This is a genomic window from Streptomyces sp. NPDC002467, from assembly GCF_042889825.1.
Taxonomy (GTDB): domain Bacteria; phylum Actinomycetota; class Actinomycetes; order Streptomycetales; family Streptomycetaceae; genus Streptomyces.
The window spans coordinates 159,563-176,667 of the sequence record NZ_JBIARJ010000001.1; the positions used below are offsets into that span (position 1 = coordinate 159,563).

The 17,105-nt window shown below is 70.5% G+C and carries 13 protein-coding genes; 8 read left to right on the forward strand and 5 right to left on the reverse strand.

The window, feature by feature from the left end:
- The first annotated feature begins 324 nt into the window (after positions 1–324).
- On the forward strand, positions 325–1,200 hold the full coding sequence (locus ACFYYJ_RS00755; protein WP_385126381.1) for an HAD family hydrolase: 876 nt from the start codon (positions 325–327) through the stop codon (positions 1,198–1,200).
- A gap of 413 nt (positions 1,201–1,613) precedes the next feature.
- Here the strand turns inward: ACFYYJ_RS00755 and ACFYYJ_RS00760 are convergent, their stop codons facing one another.
- A complete protein-coding gene (locus tag ACFYYJ_RS00760) occupies positions 1,614–2,435 on the reverse strand; it encodes an oxidoreductase (protein ID WP_385126380.1) in 822 nt (273 codons plus the stop codon).
- A gap of 109 nt (positions 2,436–2,544) precedes the next feature.
- Between ACFYYJ_RS00760 and ACFYYJ_RS00765 the strand changes: the two genes are divergently transcribed.
- A complete protein-coding gene (locus ACFYYJ_RS00765; RefSeq protein ID WP_385364170.1) occupies positions 2,545–3,606 on the forward strand; it encodes an ATP-binding protein in 1,062 nt (353 codons plus the stop codon).
- Here ACFYYJ_RS00765 and ACFYYJ_RS00770 read toward each other — a convergent pair.
- Entirely contained in the window at positions 3,560–4,864 is a 1,305-nt protein-coding gene (locus ACFYYJ_RS00770; RefSeq protein ID WP_385364177.1) for a hypothetical protein, read from the reverse strand. The two genes, ACFYYJ_RS00765 and ACFYYJ_RS00770, sit on opposite strands and share 47 nt — an antisense overlap.
- Before the next feature lie 291 nt (positions 4,865–5,155).
- Here ACFYYJ_RS00770 and ACFYYJ_RS00775 point away from each other — a divergent pair, with 291 nt between their 5' ends.
- The 5 genes from ACFYYJ_RS00775 to ACFYYJ_RS00795 all read left to right on the forward strand — a co-directional run bounded on the left by ACFYYJ_RS00775 (position 5,156) and on the right by ACFYYJ_RS00795 (position 12,809).
- Entirely contained in the window at positions 5,156–7,480 is a 2,325-nt protein-coding gene (locus ACFYYJ_RS00775; protein ID WP_389127533.1) for a SulP family inorganic anion transporter, read from the forward strand.
- 223 nt (positions 7,481–7,703) lie between these two features.
- A complete protein-coding gene (acs, locus tag ACFYYJ_RS00780) occupies positions 7,704–9,701 on the forward strand; it encodes an acetate--CoA ligase (protein WP_389127535.1) in 1,998 nt (665 codons plus the stop codon).
- A gap of 202 nt (positions 9,702–9,903) precedes the next feature.
- Entirely contained in the window at positions 9,904–11,313 is a 1,410-nt protein-coding gene (nhaA, locus tag ACFYYJ_RS00785) for a Na+/H+ antiporter NhaA (RefSeq protein ID WP_389127537.1), read from the forward strand.
- 72 nt (positions 11,314–11,385) lie between these two features.
- The gene (locus ACFYYJ_RS00790) at positions 11,386–11,844 is read left to right on the forward strand and encodes a phage holin family protein (protein WP_389127539.1); all 459 of its coding nucleotides are present in this window, start codon (positions 11,386–11,388) and stop codon (positions 11,842–11,844) included.
- Positions 11,841–12,809, forward strand: coding sequence for an alpha/beta fold hydrolase (locus ACFYYJ_RS00795; RefSeq protein ID WP_384749751.1), 969 nt, complete (start codon positions 11,841–11,843; stop codon positions 12,807–12,809). Before ACFYYJ_RS00790 ends, ACFYYJ_RS00795 begins: the two co-directional genes overlap by 4 nt.
- A gap of 354 nt (positions 12,810–13,163) precedes the next feature.
- Here ACFYYJ_RS00795 and ACFYYJ_RS00800 read toward each other — a convergent pair whose 3' ends face one another.
- The 3 genes from ACFYYJ_RS00800 to nth form a co-directional block, all read right to left on the reverse strand.
- The gene (locus ACFYYJ_RS00800) at positions 13,164–14,366 is read right to left on the reverse strand and encodes a MarP family serine protease (RefSeq protein ID WP_385126369.1); all 1,203 of its coding nucleotides are present in this window, start codon (positions 14,364–14,366) and stop codon (positions 13,164–13,166) included.
- 13 nt (positions 14,367–14,379) lie between these two features.
- Positions 14,380–15,102, reverse strand: coding sequence for an NUDIX hydrolase (locus tag ACFYYJ_RS00805; protein WP_385126368.1), 723 nt, complete (start codon positions 15,100–15,102; stop codon positions 14,380–14,382).
- A gap of 106 nt (positions 15,103–15,208) precedes the next feature.
- Positions 15,209–16,048, reverse strand: a complete 840-nt coding sequence (nth, locus tag ACFYYJ_RS00810) for an endonuclease III (RefSeq protein ID WP_385126410.1) — start codon at positions 16,046–16,048, stop codon at positions 15,209–15,211.
- Between the two features lie 338 nt (positions 16,049–16,386).
- On the opposite strand from nth, the gene ACFYYJ_RS00815 reads away from it, so the two are divergent.
- The gene (locus ACFYYJ_RS00815) at positions 16,387–17,061 is read left to right on the forward strand and encodes a Crp/Fnr family transcriptional regulator (protein ID WP_003981529.1); all 675 of its coding nucleotides are present in this window, start codon (positions 16,387–16,389) and stop codon (positions 17,059–17,061) included.
- Positions 17,062–17,105 lie beyond the last annotated feature (44 nt).

Below are 17,105 nucleotides of genomic sequence, written 5' to 3' on the forward strand. Positions count from 1 at the left end.
CGGTCACCCTCACAGGTGAGATTCCGGAACGCGCCGAAACCACTACGCAGCGTCACGAGTCTGATGTGGTGAGGGCCTTCGACGGGCAGGGCCCCGCGCAAGAGGAAGGGCCGGGAGATGGTCACTTGGGGCCGAAGGCAGGGACGCGAACCGCGTCCGGACATGCGACGACCCCCGCCGGGGGGGAGAGCGGGGGTCGTCCCCACGGTCCGACTCGGGGGGGGAGGAGCCAGACCGGGTTAGCACGGTCGCGAACGATCCGTGACTTCCATGGTGTACCCGAGAGCCCTCTCAGGCAAACCCACGCGCCACACCTTACGCCGAATGGTGGGCGCATATGCTCGGGGCGTGGAAAATCAGCCCTTGCCGCACTCCTCGCCTCGTACCGCAGCCTTCTTCGACCTGGACAAGACGGTCATTGCGAAGTCGAGCACCTTGACGTTCAGCAAGTCCTTCTACCAGGGCGGCCTGATCAACCGCCGCGCAGTGCTGCGCACCGCATACACACAGTTCATCTTCCTGGCCGGCGGCGCCGACCACGACCAGATGGAACGGATGCGGGAGTACCTGTCCGCCCTCTGCAAGGGGTGGAACGTGCAGCAGGTGCGGGAGATCGTCGCGGAAGCCCTGCACGACCTCATCGACCCGATCATCTACGACGAGGCGGCGTCCCTCATCGAGGCCCACCACACCGCCGGTCGCGACGTGGTGATCGTGTCCACCTCCGGCGCCGAAGTGGTCGAGCCCATCGGGGAGATGCTCGGCGCGGACCGGGTCGTCGCCACGCGCATGGTCGTGGGCGAGGACGGCTGTTTCACGGGTGAGATCGAGTACTACGCGTACGGGCCCACGAAGGCCGAGGCCGTGCGCGAGCTGGCCGAGTCCGAGGGCTACGACCTCGCCCGCTGCTACGCGTACAGCGACTCCATCACCGACGTCCCGATGCTGGAGGCGGTCGGGCACCCGCACGCCGTCAACCCGGACCGGGCGCTGCGCAAGGAGGCCCTCGCGCGCGAATGGCCCGTCCTGGTCTTCGACCGGCCCGTGCGGCTCAAGCAGCGGCTTCCCGGGCTGTCCATGCCCGCGCGGCCCGCGCTCGTCGCAGCGGCCGCCGTGGGCGCCGCGGCGGTCACGGCCGGGCTGGTCTGGTACGCGAGCCGGCGCCGCGCGAACGCACTGGCCGCCGCCACGTCCAGGTGAATGTCCTGACCTGCACCGATAGCGGCTGTCCGGTTCGCCCGAGCTCGCCCCGGAAAGTAAAAAGTGGAGCCAGGGGTTTCGCATGGAACCGAACCGGAGTACAAATAAAGCAACGGCCCGCGAGACCAAAGAACATCCGAGAGGATCATCTTTAAAACGCAGTAAGGCCCACGGACCGAAGCATGAACGCCGAGCACCCACGCGACGTCGACCCGTCGATTACGGGCCAGCCGCACCAGGGAACGGGCAAAGCTCCCGACCTGATGGGCAACCATCGAGGACGCTTGGTAACTGGGCGTGAATGCCAGCGGCGACACCAGAGCGGTATGGGTGTCGCCGCAACCCGTGTCCGGACGGAAATTCGCAGGCCGGGCGGGACGGACGGTCCTGATGGGCCGAACGGGCGAAACCGATCAGGCCGCGCCCCGCTGGAGCGCCTCGCAGACCGCCGTCGACTCGCGCACACCGAGTTCGATCGCCCGCCCGCAGTGGGCGATCCAGGCGGCCATCCCCTCGGCGGTGCCGGACACGTAGCCCGCGAAGGCCTCCAGGTACGCCTCGCGCCCCTGCTCCGCGTGACCCACCTCGGCCGGGCAGATCGCCTTCGGGTCCAGCCCGCTGTTGATCAGGACGATCCGCTCCGCCGCCCGCGCAACCAGGCCGTTGTACGTGGCGAAGGGACGCAGGGCCAGCAGCTCGCCGTGCACCACCGCGGCCGTGATCAGCGCCGGGGCGGAACCGCCCGCGATGACCAGGCGGGACAGGCCGTCGAGCCGGCCCGCGACCTCGTCCGCGCTCGGCAGCGGCAGGTCCACCAGCGGCTCGTCCACCGGCTCGCCCGTCAGTCGCGGACGCCCCACGACGTCCCCTTCCACCGTCGACCCCGACGCCACCAGGTGCAGTCGCGCCAGCACCCGCAGCGGCGACTGGCGCCAGATGCTCAGCAGTTGCCCCGCCTCGGCGGTGAGCCGGAGCGCGGCTCCGACCATGCGGGCCTCGGGCTCCGAACCGAAGTCCGTCCGGCGGCGCACCTCCTCCAACGCCCAGTCGGCACCGGACAGCGCCGCACTGGCGCGCGCGCCGCGCAGCGCGGCCTCCGAGGTGATCTCTCCGCTCCGGCGGCGCATCACGCGGTGCCCGTAGACCCGGTCCACGGCCTTGCGTACGGAATCCACGGAATCGGCGACACCCGGCAGCCCGGCCAGTGCGGCCAGCGGGTCAGCAGCGCTACTCATAAGTAAGGAGCCTACGCACTGCGCCCCCGTACCACCGACCCCTCCTTGGAGTGGTCTTCTTCACTCACCTCGACGACTCCCCGTCGTCAACCCACTACGCTTGGTGAACATGAAGATCGCTTTCGTGGGAAAGGGCGGCAGCGGAAAGACGACGCTGTCCTCCCTCTTCATCCGCCACCTCGCCGCCAATGAAGCCCCCGTCGTCGCGGTGGACGCCGACATCAACCAGCACCTGGGCACCGCGCTCGGCCTCAGCGACGAGGAGGCCGCCGAACTGCCCGCCATGGGCGCGCACCTGCCCCTGATCAAGGAGTACCTGCGGGGCTCCAACCCGCGCGTCGCGTCCGCCGACACGATGATCAAGACCACTCCGCCCGGTCGGGGCTCGCGCCTGCTGCGCATCACCGAGGACAACCCGGTGTACGAGGCCTGCGCCCGCACGCTGCTGCTGGACGGGGAGCCCGTACGTCTCATGGCGACCGGGCCGTTCACCGAGGCCGACCTCGGGGTCGCCTGCTACCACTCCAAGGTCGGAGCGGTCGAGCTCTGCCTCAACCACCTCGTCGACGGACCCGACGAGTACGTGGTCGTCGACATGACGGCCGGTTCGGACTCCTTCGCGTCGGGCATGTTCACGCGTTTCGACGTGACCTTCCTGGTCGCCGAGCCGACCCGCAAGGGCGTGTCCGTCTACCGCCAGTACAAGGAGTACGCCCGGGACTTCGGGATCACGCTCAAGGTCATCGGCAACAAGGTCCAGGGGCCGGAGGACATCGAGTTCCTCCAGGACGAGGCCGGCGAGGACCTGCTGGTCACCGTGGGGCACTCGGACTGGGTGCGGGCGATGGAGAAGGGCCGTCCGGCCGCCTTCGAGCTGCTGGAGGCGAGCAACCGGCTGGCCCTCCAGGCCCTCCAGGACGCCGCCGACGACTCCTACGCGCACCGCGACTGGGGCCGGTACACCGAGCAGATGGTGCGCTTCCACCTCAGGAACGCGGAGAGCTGGGGCAACGCCAAGACCGGGGTCGACCTGGCGGACCAGATCGACCCCGATTTCGTGCTCCGCGAGGACGCGGCGACCGTGGACGCGGCCGCCGTGGACGCGGCCGCTGCGGACGCGTTCCTCAGCCCTCGTCCGCAGCCCCATCGGCCGGCTCCGCAGCCGGCTTGACGCCCGCGGGGGCGGCCGGCTTCGCCGGCGGCCCCGCGGTCAGGAACTTCGCCCATCCGGCCTTCGGCGCCTCGCCGACGTCGAGCGACCGCATCCACTCCAGGGTCTTCGGGTCCTGGGCGTCCAGCCAGTCCGCGAGCTCGCGGAACGGCACGCAGCGGACCTCGGGCTTGGTGCACATGGCCTTGATGGACTCCTCGACGGCGCGCATGTAGGTGCCGCCGTTCCAGGACTCGAAGTGGTTGCCGATGATCAGCGGCGCCCGGTTGCCCTGGTAGACGCGGTCGAAGGCCTGGCGCAGGCCGTCGCGCATCTGGTCACCCCAGTACGTGTGCTGGGAGGGGTCGCCCTGGGAGGTCGTCCCGGACTGGTTGACCATGTAGTTGTAGTCCATGCTCAGCGTGTCGAAGGCGCGGCCCGGCATGGGGACGAGCTGGAGCGGGATGTCCCAGAGGCCGTCCGTCTTCTTGGGCCAGATCTGCTTGCTGATGCCGCTGGAGTCGTAGCGGAAGCCCATGTCCTTGGCCGCCAGCATGAAGTTCTTCTGGCCTTCGAGGCAGGGGGTGCGGGCGCCGACGAGTTCCTTGTCGTAGTCGAACGGCAGCGCCGGCATGGCCTTCAGATCGGCGTTCGTCTTCCAGTTCTTGACGAAGGACTTGGCCTGGTTGATCTCGCTCTTCCACTCCTCCACGGACCAGGTGCCGACTCCGCCGTCGGGGCCGCAGAAGTGGCCGTTGAAGTGGGTGCCGATCTCGTTGCCCTCCAGCCAGGCCTCGCGGACCTGGGTGGCGGTGTCCTTGATGCCCTGGAGGTCACCGAAGCCGATGTCGGAGCGGCCGGACGAGTGCTGCGGGGCCGTGTAGAGGGAACGCTTCTCCTCCGGGAGCATGTACACGCCGCTGAGGAAGTACGTCATACGGGCGTTGTACTTCTTGCCGACCTCGCGGAAGTGCGAGAACAGCTTCTGGCTGTCCTCACCGGCCCCGTCCCAGGAGAACACCACGAACTGCGGCGGCTTCTCGCCCGGCTTCAGCTTCTGCGGCTTCTGTACGTTCGGCTGCGTGCCGGTGTAGGCGGTCGAGCCGTCGCCGATGGGCCGGTTGACGCTGCCCGGGGCCTCGGCGGCCGCCCCCTTCCTGGCGTTCTGGGGGCCGGGGGCCGGGGACTTGGCGGGTTCCGAGGCGGTGCACCCGGCGACCCCCAGGGCCAGCGCCGTGGCGACCAGGCCACCGGCGATCTTCTTCGTGGCGGCGATCATCCGCCCCACCTCTCCCTCGCAGATCCATGGCAGAGCCATCGCGGTTCATCGCGGTTCCCTGACGGGACTTCCGCGCCGCAACGTCCCATGCGGTCTGCTTTGAGGAAGGTGTGACAAGCCGGATAAAAAGCTCAATCACTCCTTGGGGGTATTTCATGGTCCATTTGCCCGTATTACCTTTCACCCACCTTTACTCACCATTACCATTCGTTTACTGAGTGTTGAGACTCCCGCCGCTTCACCCCTCCCAGACCAGACCGGGCCAGACCAGGCCAGAGGAGACGGGACCTTATGACTGCCCCTGCCAAAACCCTTCCCGCCAACCTCCCGGCCGACCTTTCGGCCTCCCTCGCGGTGTTCCTCATCGCGCTCCCGTTCTCGCTCGGCATCGCCCTGGCCACCGGAGCCCCGCTCCAGGCGGGCCTGGTCGCCGCGGCGGTCGGGGGGATCGTCGCCGGGCGGCTCGGCGGCGCCCCGCTCCAGGTGAGCGGACCGGCGGCCGGACTCACCGTGGTCTCCGCCGAGTTGATCCAGCGCTACGGATGGCGGACCACGTGCGCCATCACCGTGCTCGCGGGCTGCTGCCAGCTCGGGCTCGCCGCGCTGCGGACCGCCCGGTCGGCGCTCATGGTCAGCCCGGCCATCGTGCACGGCATGCTCGCGGGCGTCGGCGTGACCATCGCGCTGGCCAACCTGCACATCGTGCTCGGCGGCACGCCGCAGAGCTCGGCCGTGGCCAATGTCCGCGCGCTGCCGAACCAGTTGGCCGACCTGCACCCGGGCGCACTCGCCGTCAGCGTGTTCACGCTGGCCGTCCTCATCGCCTGGCCGCGGGTGCCCGGCCGGGCGGGCCGGGCACTGCGCAAGGTGCCGGCGGCGCTGGCCGCCGTCGCCACCGCCACCGTCCTCGCCGCCCTCGCCGGGCTCACGGTGCCCCGCGTGGACCTGCCGTCCTGGCGCAGCCACGCGCTGCCCGAGCTGCCCGAGGGGCCGGTCCTCGGCATCATCGCCGCCGTCCTCACGATCACCCTGGTCGGCAGCGTGGAGTCCCTGCTCTCGGCGGTCGCCACCGACAAGCTGATCGCCACCGAACGGCAGACGGGGAACCGCCCGCCGCGCGCCGACCTCGACAAAGAACTCCGCGGCCAGGGCGTGGCGAACATCGTCTCCGGCGCCCTGGGCGGACTGCCGGTCGCGGGCGGGGCCGTCCGCAGCGTCGCCAACGTCAAGTACGGCGCCGTCAGCCGGCGGTCGGTCATGCTGCACGGGCTCTGGGTGCTGCTGGCGGCCGGGCTGCTCGTCCCCGTCCTCGACCTCATCCCGCTCGCCGCGCTGGCCGCCCTGGTCATGGCGCTGGGCGTGCAGATGGTCAATGCCACTCACCTGCGCACCGTCACCCGGCACCGCGAGATCCTCGTCTACGTCACGACGATCGTCGCGGTGGTGTTCGGCGGGGTCCTGGAGGGCGTGACCATCGGGATCGCGGTCGCCGTGGCCCTGGCCCTGCACCGCCTCGCCCGGACAAGGATCACGGTGGAACAACTGGACGGCGGGGTGCACCGGGTGCGGGCCCGCGGGCAGTTGACCTTCCTCGCGGTGCCGCGGCTGAGCCGGGCGCTGAACCAGATCCCCCATGACGGCCAGGCGTTGATCGAGCTGGACGGCTCGTTCATGGACCACGCGGCCTACGAGACCCTGCAGGACTGGCAGGACTCCCATGTGGCGCACGGAGGTTCGCTGAAGGTGACCGGCCGCGCCAGTGCGGCCGAGCGCCCCCGCGGCGGACCGCAGCGCGGGGCACACCACTGCTGCCGACCCTGGACGCCCTGGCAGAACCACTGCGACCACCGACCGGACCGGCCCCGTACGACCGAGTCCGGCGACCTGGAGACGGCGGCCGAGGCACTGGAGTCGGCGGCCTCCCAGGAGTCGCGCCCCCGCAGGCGCGGAGCCGGTCAACTGGCCAACGGGATCGGCGCCTTCCAGCGCGATACGGCGCCCCACGTACGGGACGAGCTGGCCCGGCTGGCCCGCGAGGGGCAGCGGCCCTCGCAGCTCTTCCTCACCTGCGCGGACTCCCGCCTGGTGACCAGCATGATCACGGCGAGCGGCCCCGGGGACCTGTTCACCGTCCGCAACGTCGGCAATCTGGTCCCGCTCCCCGGTGCGGAGTCCACGGACGATTCGGTCGCCGCGGCCATCGAGTACGCCGTGGACGTGCTCCAGGTGGACAGCATCACGGTGTGCGGCCACTCCGGCTGCGGGGCCATGCAGGCCCTGCTCAACTCCGCTCCCGGCCAGCCGATGACCCCGCTGCGCCGCTGGCTGCGGCACGGGCTGCCCAGCCTGGAGCGGATGGCCAGCCGCCACCACGCCTGGGCCCGGATCTCCGGGCGGCTCCCGGCCGACGCCGTGGAGCAGCTGTGCCTGACCAATGTGGTGCAGCAACTGGAGCACTTGCGGGCCCACGAGTCGGTGGCCAGGCGGCTCGCCGAGGGGACGCTGGAGCTGCACGGGATGTACTTCCACGTGGGCGAGGCGCAGGCGTACCTGCTGTCCGAGGGCGAGGACTTCTTCGACTGCCGAGTCTTCGACAGCGTCGGCCAGAACGCCTGACGGATCCCCCGACCGGATCCCTTCACCGGATCCCCTGAGCAGATCCCCTGGGCACGGGGTGTGAACCGATACCCTCCCGTATCCGTGCAATCGCGTGGCCCCTTCTCGCACCCTGCAGCGGGAGGGGGCCTTCGCACGCCGCCCCCGCGCGGCACCGGAACGGACATAGGTCTAAACCAATTGTCGGCTACCCCTTGTCACCCGGGCCGCCGACTGATGAGCTATGCCCGGGGACACAACGGACACCCTGGGAAAGGGAGATCTCGTGAGCAATGAAAGCCTGGCCAATCTGCTCAAGGAGGAGCGGCGGTTCGCACCGCCCGCCGATCTGGCCGCCGCCGCCAACGTGAAAGAGGCTGCGTACGCACAGGCCGACGCGGACCGGCTGGGCTTCTGGGCCGAGCAGGCCCGGCGGCTGACCTGGGCCACGGAGCCGACCGAGACGCTCGACTGGTCGAACCCGCCCTTCGCGAAGTGGTTCGCCGACGGCAAGCTGAACGTCGCCTACAACTGCGTGGACCGCCACGTCGAGGCCGGCAACGGCGACCGCGTCGCCATCCACTTCGAGGGCGAGCCCGGCGACAGCCGCGCGATCACCTACGCCGAGCTCAAGGACGAGGTCTCCAGGGCCGCCAACGCCCTGACCGAGCTGGGCGTCCAGGCCGGCGACCGGGTGGCCGTCTACCTCCCGATGATCCCCGAGGCGGTCGTCGCGATGCTCGCGTGCGCCCGCGTCGGCGCCGCGCACTCCGTGGTCTTCGGCGGCTTCTCCGCCGACGCCGTCGCCTCCCGCATCCAGGACGCCGACGCCAAGCTGGTCATCACCGCCGACGGCGGCTACCGCCGCGGCAAGGCGACCGCCCTGAAGCCCGCGATCGACGAGGCCGTCGGCAAGTGTCCCCAGGTCGAGCACGTGCTCGTCGTCCAGCGCACCGGCCAGGACACCGCCTTCACCGAGGGCCGCGACCTGTGGTGGCACGACCTGGTCGGCCGTCAGTCCGCCGAGCACACCCCGCAGGCCTTCGACGCCGAGCACCCGCTCTTCATCCTGTACACCTCGGGGACCACGGGTAAGCCGAAGGGCATCCTGCACACCTCGGGCGGCTACCTCACTCAGGCCGCGTACACCCACCACGCCGTCTTCGACCTGAAGCCGGAGAGCGACGTCTACTGGTGCACCGCCGACATCGGCTGGGTGACCGGGCACTCGTACATCGTCTACGGGCCGCTCGCGAACGGCGCCACCCAGGTGATGTACGAGGGCACGCCGGACACCCCGCACCAGGGCCGGTTCTGGGAGGTCGTGCAGAAGTACGGCGTCACCATCCTCTACACCGCGCCCACCGCGATCCGTACGTTCATGAAGTGGGGCGACGACATCCCCGCGAAGTTCGACCTGTCGAGCCTGCGCGTGCTGGGCTCGGTCGGCGAGCCGATCAACCCCGAGGCCTGGATCTGGTACCGCAAGCACATCGGCGGCGACCGCTGCCCGATCGTGGACACCTGGTGGCAGACCGAGACCGGCGCGATGATGATCTCCCCGCTGCCCGGCGCCACGGAGACCAAGCCGGGCTCGGCGCAGCGCGCGCTGCCCGGGATCTCCGCCACGGTCGTGGACGACGAGGCCCACGAGGTCCCGAACGGCGGAGGTGGCTACCTGGTCCTCACCGAGCCGTGGCCGTCGATGCTGCGCACCATCTGGGGTGACGACCAGCGCTTCATCGACACCTACTGGTCGCGCTTCGAGGGCAAGTACTTCGCGGGCGACGGCGCCAAGAAGGACGAGGACGGCGACATCTGGCTGCTCGGCCGGGTGGACGACGTGATGCTCGTGTCCGGCCACAACATCTCGACCACCGAGGTCGAGTCCGCGCTCGTCTCGCACCCCTCGGTCGCCGAGGCGGCCGTGGTCGGCGCGAACGACGAGACCACCGGCCAGGCCATCGTGGCCTTCGTCATCCTGCGCGGCAGCGCCTCGGAGACCGAAGGCCTGGTCGCCGAACTGCGCAACCACGTGGGCGCCACCCTCGGCCCGATCGCCAAGCCGAAGCGGATCCTGCCGGTCCAGGAGCTGCCGAAGACCCGCTCGGGCAAGATCATGCGCCGTCTGCTGCGCGACGTGGCCGAGAACCGCGCCGTCGGCGACGTCACCACGCTCGCCGACTCCTCGGTGATGAGCCTGATCCAGAGCAAGCTGCCGAGCGCCTCCAGCGAGGACTGAGACACGACGAAAGGGGCACCCGGCGCGCCGCGCCGGGTGCCCCTTTCGCGCATAAAGTGATGATCACCGGATATGCCCTCGCGTACACCCTGTAAAATCTGCAAAGCGTAAAACCAAGCATGAAAACCACAGGGTGCGCCGGGAAGTCTGGTCGGCAACGAGCTTCGCCATGCCGTCCAACCGACCCCGGAGGTGCCCCGCTGTGGCCACGCCCGACCGCACCGATCGCCAGAGCCGCAAGTTCCTCGGTCTGCTCTCGCTGCCCGAGCGGCGCTTCGTCGCCGATGCCCTGCGCACCGAGACAGTCGGCGGTGTGCTGCTGCTCGTGGCCGCGGTCGCCGCCCTGATCTGGGCGAACACCCCGGGCCTGGCGGAGAGCTACCAGACCGTCAAGAACTTCCACATCGGCCCCGCCGCCCTCGGCCTGGACCTCTCGATCCAGCACTGGGCCGCCGACGGTCTGCTCGCGATCTTCTTCTTCGTGGCGGGCATCGAGCTCAAACGCGAGCTGGTCGCGGGCGACCTGCGCGACCCCAAGGCGGCCGCCCTCCCGGTCATCGCCGCCCTCTGCGGCATGGCGGCACCGGCCCTGGTCTACGCCCTCGTCAACACCCTCGGCAACGGCTCGATGGACGGCTGGGCCGTCCCGACCGCCACCGACATCGCCTTCGCGCTCGCCGTCCTCGCGGTCATCGGCACCTCTCTGCCCTCGGCGCTGCGCGCGTTCCTGCTGACCCTCGCCGTCGTCGACGACCTCTTCGCGATCATCATCATCGCGGTGTTCTTCACCGAGCGGATCGACTTCCTGGCGCTCGGCGGCGCGTTCGTCGGCCTGGTCCTGTTCTGGTTCCTGCTGCGCCGGGGCGTCCGCGGTTGGTACGTCTACGTCCCGCTCGCGCTGGTCGTCTGGGGCCTGATGTACAACAGCGGGGTCCACGCCACCATCGCCGGCGTCGCGATGGGCCTGATGCTCCGCTGCCACACCAGGGAGGGCGAGCAGCACTCCCCCGGCGAACACATCGAGCACCTGGTACGGCCGATTTCGGCCGGCCTCGCCGTACCGCTGTTCGCGCTCTTCTCCGCCGGCGTGTCCCTCTCCGACAAGGCCATCGCCGAGGTCTTCACCCGGCCCGAGACCCTCGGCGTGGTCCTCGGACTGGTCGTCGGCAAGGCCGTCGGCATCTTCGGCGGCACCTGGCTGGCCGCCCGCTTCACCAAGGCCGAGCTGAACGAGGACCTCGCCTGGCCCGACGTACTGGCCGTGGCCTCGCTCGCCGGCATCGGCTTCACCGTCTCCCTGCTGATCGGCGAGCTCGCCTTCGCCGGCGACCCCGTGCTCACCGACGAGATCAAGGCCGCCGTCCTGATCGGCTCGCTCATCGCCGCGGTCATCGCCTGCGTCCTGCTCAAGCTCCGCAACCGCAAGTACAGGGCTCTCACCGAGGCCGAGGAGCGCGACGACGACCAGGACGGCATCCCGGACATCTACGAGGAGCACAACCCCGCGTACCACCTGCGGATGGCGAAGATCTACGAGGAGAGGGCCGCGGAGCACCGCCGCAAGGCCGAAGCGGCGGCCGGGGCCAGCAACGAGGCCGACCGTCCGGCATGATCTGACTGACGACGGAGGACAGCCGCCGGCGACACACGAAGCAGCCCGGCAGACGACAAGAGGGAGAGAGCGATGACCGCAGTGGACCAAGGGGCGCAAGGAGCCGAGCGCACGCTGGGCCAACTGGTCGCCTCGGCCACCGCCGAGATGTCCGCCCTGGTGCACGACGAGATCGCCCTCGCCAAGGTGGAGATCAAGCAGGACGTCAAGCGCGCGGGCATCGGCAGCGGCGCCGCGATCGTCGCCGGAGTGCTGCTCCTCTTCTCCCTGCCGGTGCTGAGCTTCGCCGCGGCCTACGGGATCCACAACCTCGGACTCGGCCTCGCATGGTCGTTCCTCATCGTCGGCGTGGCGTTCTGGGTGCTCGCGGCCGTGATCGGGCTGATCGCCATGTCCAAGTTCAAGAAGGTCAAGCCGCCGGTGAAGACCATCGAGTCCGTCAAGCAGACCTCCGCGCTCCTCGGAACCGTCAAGCCGCACCCGCGGCCGGTGAGTGACCAGGCCGTGGGTGTGGCACGCTCGTCCTCATGACAGCCCCCACGCCGGACCCGAGCACTCCCCCCACCGCCGCCACGGCGGTACGGCTCGACCTCCCCGGCGGCAGAGCGGTGACGCACCGGGACGTTGCGGCCAACGGCGCCCGCTTCCACGTCGCCGAGGTCGGCGACGGGCCGCTGGTGCTGTTGCTGCACGGCTTCCCGCAGTTCTGGTGGACCTGGCGGCACCAGCTGACCGCGCTCGCCGACGCCGGATACCGGGCGGTCGCGATGGACCTGCGCGGGGTCGGCGGCAGCGACCGCACCCCGCGCGGCTACGACCCCGCGAACCTGGCGCTCGACATCACCGGGGTCGTACGGTCCCTGGGCGAGCCGGACGCCGCGCTCGTCGGGCACGACCTGGGCGGCTACCTCGCGTGGACGGCCGCGGTGATGCGGCCGAAGCTGGTGCGCCGGCTCGTGGTCTCCTCGATGCCGCACCCGCGCCGCTGGCGTTCGGCGATGCTGTCGGACTTCGGTCAGACCAGGGCCAGTTCGCACATCTGGGGTTTCCAGCGGCCGTTCATCCCCGAGCGCCGGCTCGTCGCCGACGACGGGGCGCTCGTCGGGGAGTTGATCCGGGAGTGGTCGGGTCCCCGGCTGCAGGAGTCCATCACCGACGAGGACATCGCCGTGTACCGGCGGGCCATGTGCATCCCGTCCACCGCGCACTGCTCGGTGGAGCCGTACCGCTGGATGATGCGGTCTATGGCGCGGCCCGACGGGCTCCAGTTCAACCGGCGGATGAAGCGGCCGGTGCGGGTGCCGACGCTCCACCTGCACGGCTCGCTCGACCCGGTGATGCGGACGCGGAGCGCGGCCGGTTCCGGCGAGTACGTCGAAGCCCCGTACCGGTGGCGGCTGTTCGACGGGCTCGGGCACTTCCCGCACGAGGAGGACCCGGTGGCCTTCTCCACCGAGTTGGTGAACTGGCTCAAGGACCCCGAGCCGGATCGCTGACCGACCCTCACTTAACCGGCATAACCGGTATGACGAGCATTCAATTGCCTGGCGCATAGGCCAATTGGCTCCCGCATACGGGGTTACCGACCTTGGGGCACGGGCACAGCTCGGAGTATGGGCTGGACGCACGACTACGGTGACACCGCACACGAGGACCGCTCGGCGACCGCGCCGGGCACCCACGAGAGGGCCGGCCGGCACGGCCACGACCTCCGACTCGGGATTCCGCGCATCCTGCGCCGCCGGGCCATGTGGGTCTCGGCACGCCTGCGTCATCCACGGACGTAGAGGACGTGGAGTACGCGGAGGACGCAGGCGGCGTGGACGGCTCGGGGGCCGGTCAGCGGCGGGTCAGAGGGCGCAACCCTGGCTGTCGACCCTCTGGGCGGCGGTCTTGCCGACCCTGATGTCGTCGCGGATCTCGTCCACCGTCAGCGCGTAGCCGGTGTTCGGGTCGTCGAGGGACTTCGCGAAGACGACCCCGGCCACCTTGCCGTCCGGCGTCAGCAGCGGGCCGCCGGAGTTGCCCTGGCGGACGGTCGCGAACAGCGAGTAGACGTCCCGTCGGACGGTGCCCCGGTGGTAGATGTCCGGGCCGTTGGCGTTGATCCGGCCGCGGACGCGGGCCGCGCGCACGTCGTACGCGCCGTTCTCCGGGAAGCCGGCGACGATCGCGTCGTTGCCGCTCACCGCGTCCTTGTCGGTGAACTCCAGCGCGGGCGCCTTCAGCTTGGGCACGTCCAGGACGGCGATGTCGCGCGCCCAGTCGTAGAGCACGACCTTGCCGTCGTACAGCTTGCCCTCGCCACCGATCTGCACGGTCGGCTCGCCGACCCCGCCGACGACGTGCGCGTTGGTCATCACCTTCCCGGGCGCGAAGACGAAGCCCGTGCCCTCCAGCACCTTGCTGCAGCTGGGCGCGGTGCCGACGACCTTCACGATCGAGCCCTTGGCCTGCTCGGTGACGGGGCTCCTGACGAGGTCCGGGTCAGGCGCCTGCACCTCGGGGATCGGCTCGTTCGCGAACGGGGTGAACACCTGCGGGAAGCCGTTGCGCTCCAGGGTGGAGCTGAAGTTCGAGAACCAGGTGTTGGCCTGGTCGGGCAGCACCCGCGAGACGCCGAGCAGCACTCTGGAGGTGCGCACCTCCTTGCCCAGCGTGGGTATCGAGGTACCGGCGACCAGCAGGCCGATCAGCCAGGCCACCAGCAGCATCGCGACCACGTTGACCACGGCTCCGCCGGTCGCGTCGATGACGCGCGCCGGTGACCAGGTGATGCGGCGGCGGAGTCTGCTGCCGAGGTGGGTGGTCAGGGCCTGGCCGACGGAGGCGAAGACGATGATCACGACGACGGCGATCACCACGACCGTGGTGGACACCTGGCTGCCGTTGTCCGTCACCCGGTTCCAGACCAGGGGCAGCAGGGACACGGCGATGAGGCCACCGCCGAGGAAGCCGATCACCGACAGGACGCCGACGACGAACCCCTGCCGGTAGCCGACGATCGCGAACCACACGGCGGCGACCAACAACAAGATGTCCAGCACGTTCACGTGGGTCACCGTCTCATGCGTGCCAGTCGAGCGGGACCTGTCGTGACCGGTCCCACGGACGCTCCCACCCCGCGAAGTGCAGGATCCGGTCGATCACCCCGGCGGTGAAACCCCAGACCAGGGCCGATTCGACGGTGAAACCCGGGCCCAGGTGGCCGCGCGGGTGGACGGTGGTGACCCGGTGTTCCGGGTCCGTGAGATCGGCCACGGGGACCGTGAAGACCCGGGCCGTCTCGGCCGGGTCCACGGCGCCGACCGGACTCGGAGTACGCCACCAGCCGAGCACCGGGGTCACGACGAACTCGCTCACCGGGATGTAGAGCCGGGGCAGCACCCCGAAGAGCTGGACCCCGGAGGGATCGAGCCCCGTCTCCTCCTCGGCCTCCCGCAGGGCGGCGCGCAGCGGGCCGGTGGTGGCCGGATCGCCGTCCTCCGGATCCAGGGCGCCGCCCGGGAAGGACGGCTGGCCCGCGTGCGAGCGCAGGGTGCCGGCGCGCTCCATCAGCAGCAGCTCGGGACCGCGGGGGCCCTCCCCGAAGAGGACGAGGACGGCCGACTGCCGCCCGCGGCCGTCGGCCGGGGGCAGGAACCGGCTGAGCTGCGGCCCCTGCACGCTGCGGGCCGCCTCGACGACGGGGTCGAGCCAGGAGGGCAGGCCGTCGGTGCTCACGGCGACGTCGCCGCCCGCCCGGGCTCCCGTGGCCGTTTCGTCCCGAGTATCGCTACCGCGCGTCATAGGCATCCCCGTCCGTGATCTCCCACACCGCCAAACGCGATCCGGGTGCTGATTCGTTCCTACGGCCGCGGCGCCGTTGCCGGGGCTCCGCCCCGGACCCCGCTCCTCAAACGCCGGAGGGGCTGGATTTCGCCGAGGCTGAGCCGGACTGTGCCGGGGCCGGGAGGCCCGGGTAGTCCGCGGGCGGGGTCAGGCGCTGGCCCGGTTGGCCGCCCTTCTCGTACTTGAGCAGCTTCTTCGCCTTCTCCGGGTCGGTCTCCCCCTCCCCGTACGCCGGGCAGAGGGGGGCGATCGGGCACGCGCCGCAGGCGGGCTTGCGCGAATGGCAGATCCGGCGGCCGTGGAAGACGACCCGGTGCGAGAGCATCGTCCACTCGCTCTTCGGGAAGATCGCGCAGATCTCCGCCTCGACCTTCTCCGGATCCTCCTGCTCGGTCCACTTCCAGCGGCGCACGAGCCGGCCGAAGTGGGTGTCGACGGTGATCCCCGGGACGCCGAACGCGTTGCCGAGCACCACGTTCGCCGTCTTGCGGCCCACTCCGGGCAGGGTCACCAGGTCCTCGATCCGGCCCGGGACCTCCCCGCCGAAGTCGTCCCGCAGCGCCTGCGACAGGCCGAGCAGGGACCTGGCCTTGGCCCGGAAGAACCCGGTCGGCCGGATGATCTCCTCCAGATCCTCCGGAACGGCCGCGGCCATGTCCTCGGGGGTCGGGTAGGCGGCGAACAGGGCCGGGGTCGTCTGGTTCACCCGCAGGTCGGTGGTCTGGGCCGACAGCACCGTCGCGACCAGCAGCTCGAAGGGATTGCGGAAGTCGAGCTCCGGATGGGCGTACGGATAGACCTCGGCCAGCTCGCGGTTGATGCGGCGGGCCCTGCGCACCATGGCGAGGTGCGATTCCGGCTTCGCGGCGGCCCTCGGCTTCGGCGGCTGCGACGGCTTCGGCAGCTTCGGCGCTTTCTTGGCCGAACCTTTGCCCTCGGGGGCGGGTCGGGCCCCCGCGGACACCTTCCCGAGGGCTTGTTCGCCCACGGCTGAATTTTGGGGCGCCGTCACTCCTGAGGACCCCTTGGCCTGTGCTCTCACCGGCTTATTGGACACCCGGCCAGCCTAAGGCCGGGCGCCGACACCCGCCCGGACCTCAGGTAACACCACCCCGATTGGTCTCCCACCGCACAGCACGCGCCTGCGTCCGGCATCCTTGGTAGTGATTGATCGCACTGTTTGAGCCGTCCGGCAAAATGGGGGACCGGTCCCCTGAGCTGGTCGACATAGGAGAGAGACTCGTGGACGACGTTCTGCGGCGCGCCCCGCTCTTCGCGGCGCTCGATGACGAGCAGGCCGCGGAGCTCCGCGCCTCGATGGGCGAGGTGACCCTCGCACGCGGCGACGCCCTGTTCCACGAGGGCGACCCCGGCGACCGGCTGTATGTCGTGACCGAGGGCAAGGTGAAGCTCCACCGCACCTCCCCCGACGGCCGCGAGAACATGCTGGCCGTCCTCGGCCCCGGCGAGCTGATCGGCGAGCTGTCGCTCTTCGACCCGGGCCCGCGCACCGCCACCGCCACCGCGCTGACCGAGGTCAAGCTGCTCGGCCTCGGCCACGGCGACCTCCAGCCCTGGCTCAACGCCCGGCCCGAGGTCGCGACCGCGCTGCTGCGCGCCGTCGCCCGCCGCCTGCGCAAGACCAACGACCAGATGTCCGACCTGGTCTTCTCCGACGTTCCCGGCCGTGTGGCGCGGGCCCTCCTGGACCTGTCGCGCCGCTTCGGCGTCCAGTCCGAAGAGGGCATCCACGTCGTGCACGACCTCACGCAGGAGGAGCTGGCCCAGCTCGTCGGCGCGTCGCGCGAGACCGTGAACAAGGCCCTGGCCGACTTCGCGGGCCGCGGCTGGCTGCGGCTGGAGGCGCGCGCGGTGATCCTGCTGGACGTGGAGCGCCTCGCGAAGCGTTCCCGCTGACGCCCTCGGCTTCGTGAAGGGCCCCGCCCGTACCTCGGGCGGGG

Coding starts and splice junctions, on each gene's coding strand:
- ACFYYJ_RS00755 (WP_385126381.1), top strand. CDS start 325: ATGGTGGGCGCATATGCTCGGGGCGTGGAAAATCAGCCCTTGCCGCAC.
- ACFYYJ_RS00760 (WP_385126380.1), bottom strand. CDS start 2,435: ATGAGTAGCGCTGCTGACCCGCTGGCCGCACTGGCCGGGCTGCCGGGT.
- ACFYYJ_RS00765 (WP_385364170.1), top strand. CDS start 2,545: ATGAAGATCGCTTTCGTGGGAAAGGGCGGCAGCGGAAAGACGACGCTG.
- ACFYYJ_RS00770 (WP_385364177.1), bottom strand. CDS start 4,864: ATGATCGCCGCCACGAAGAAGATCGCCGGTGGCCTGGTCGCCACGGCG.
- ACFYYJ_RS00775 (WP_389127533.1), top strand. CDS start 5,156: ATGACTGCCCCTGCCAAAACCCTTCCCGCCAACCTCCCGGCCGACCTT.
- acs (WP_389127535.1), top strand. CDS start 7,704: ATGCCCGGGGACACAACGGACACCCTGGGAAAGGGAGATCTCGTGAGC.
- ACFYYJ_RS00790 (WP_389127539.1), top strand. CDS start 11,386: ATGACCGCAGTGGACCAAGGGGCGCAAGGAGCCGAGCGCACGCTGGGC.
- ACFYYJ_RS00795 (WP_384749751.1), top strand. CDS start 11,841: ATGACAGCCCCCACGCCGGACCCGAGCACTCCCCCCACCGCCGCCACG.
- ACFYYJ_RS00805 (WP_385126368.1), bottom strand. CDS start 15,102: ATGACGCGCGGTAGCGATACTCGGGACGAAACGGCCACGGGAGCCCGG.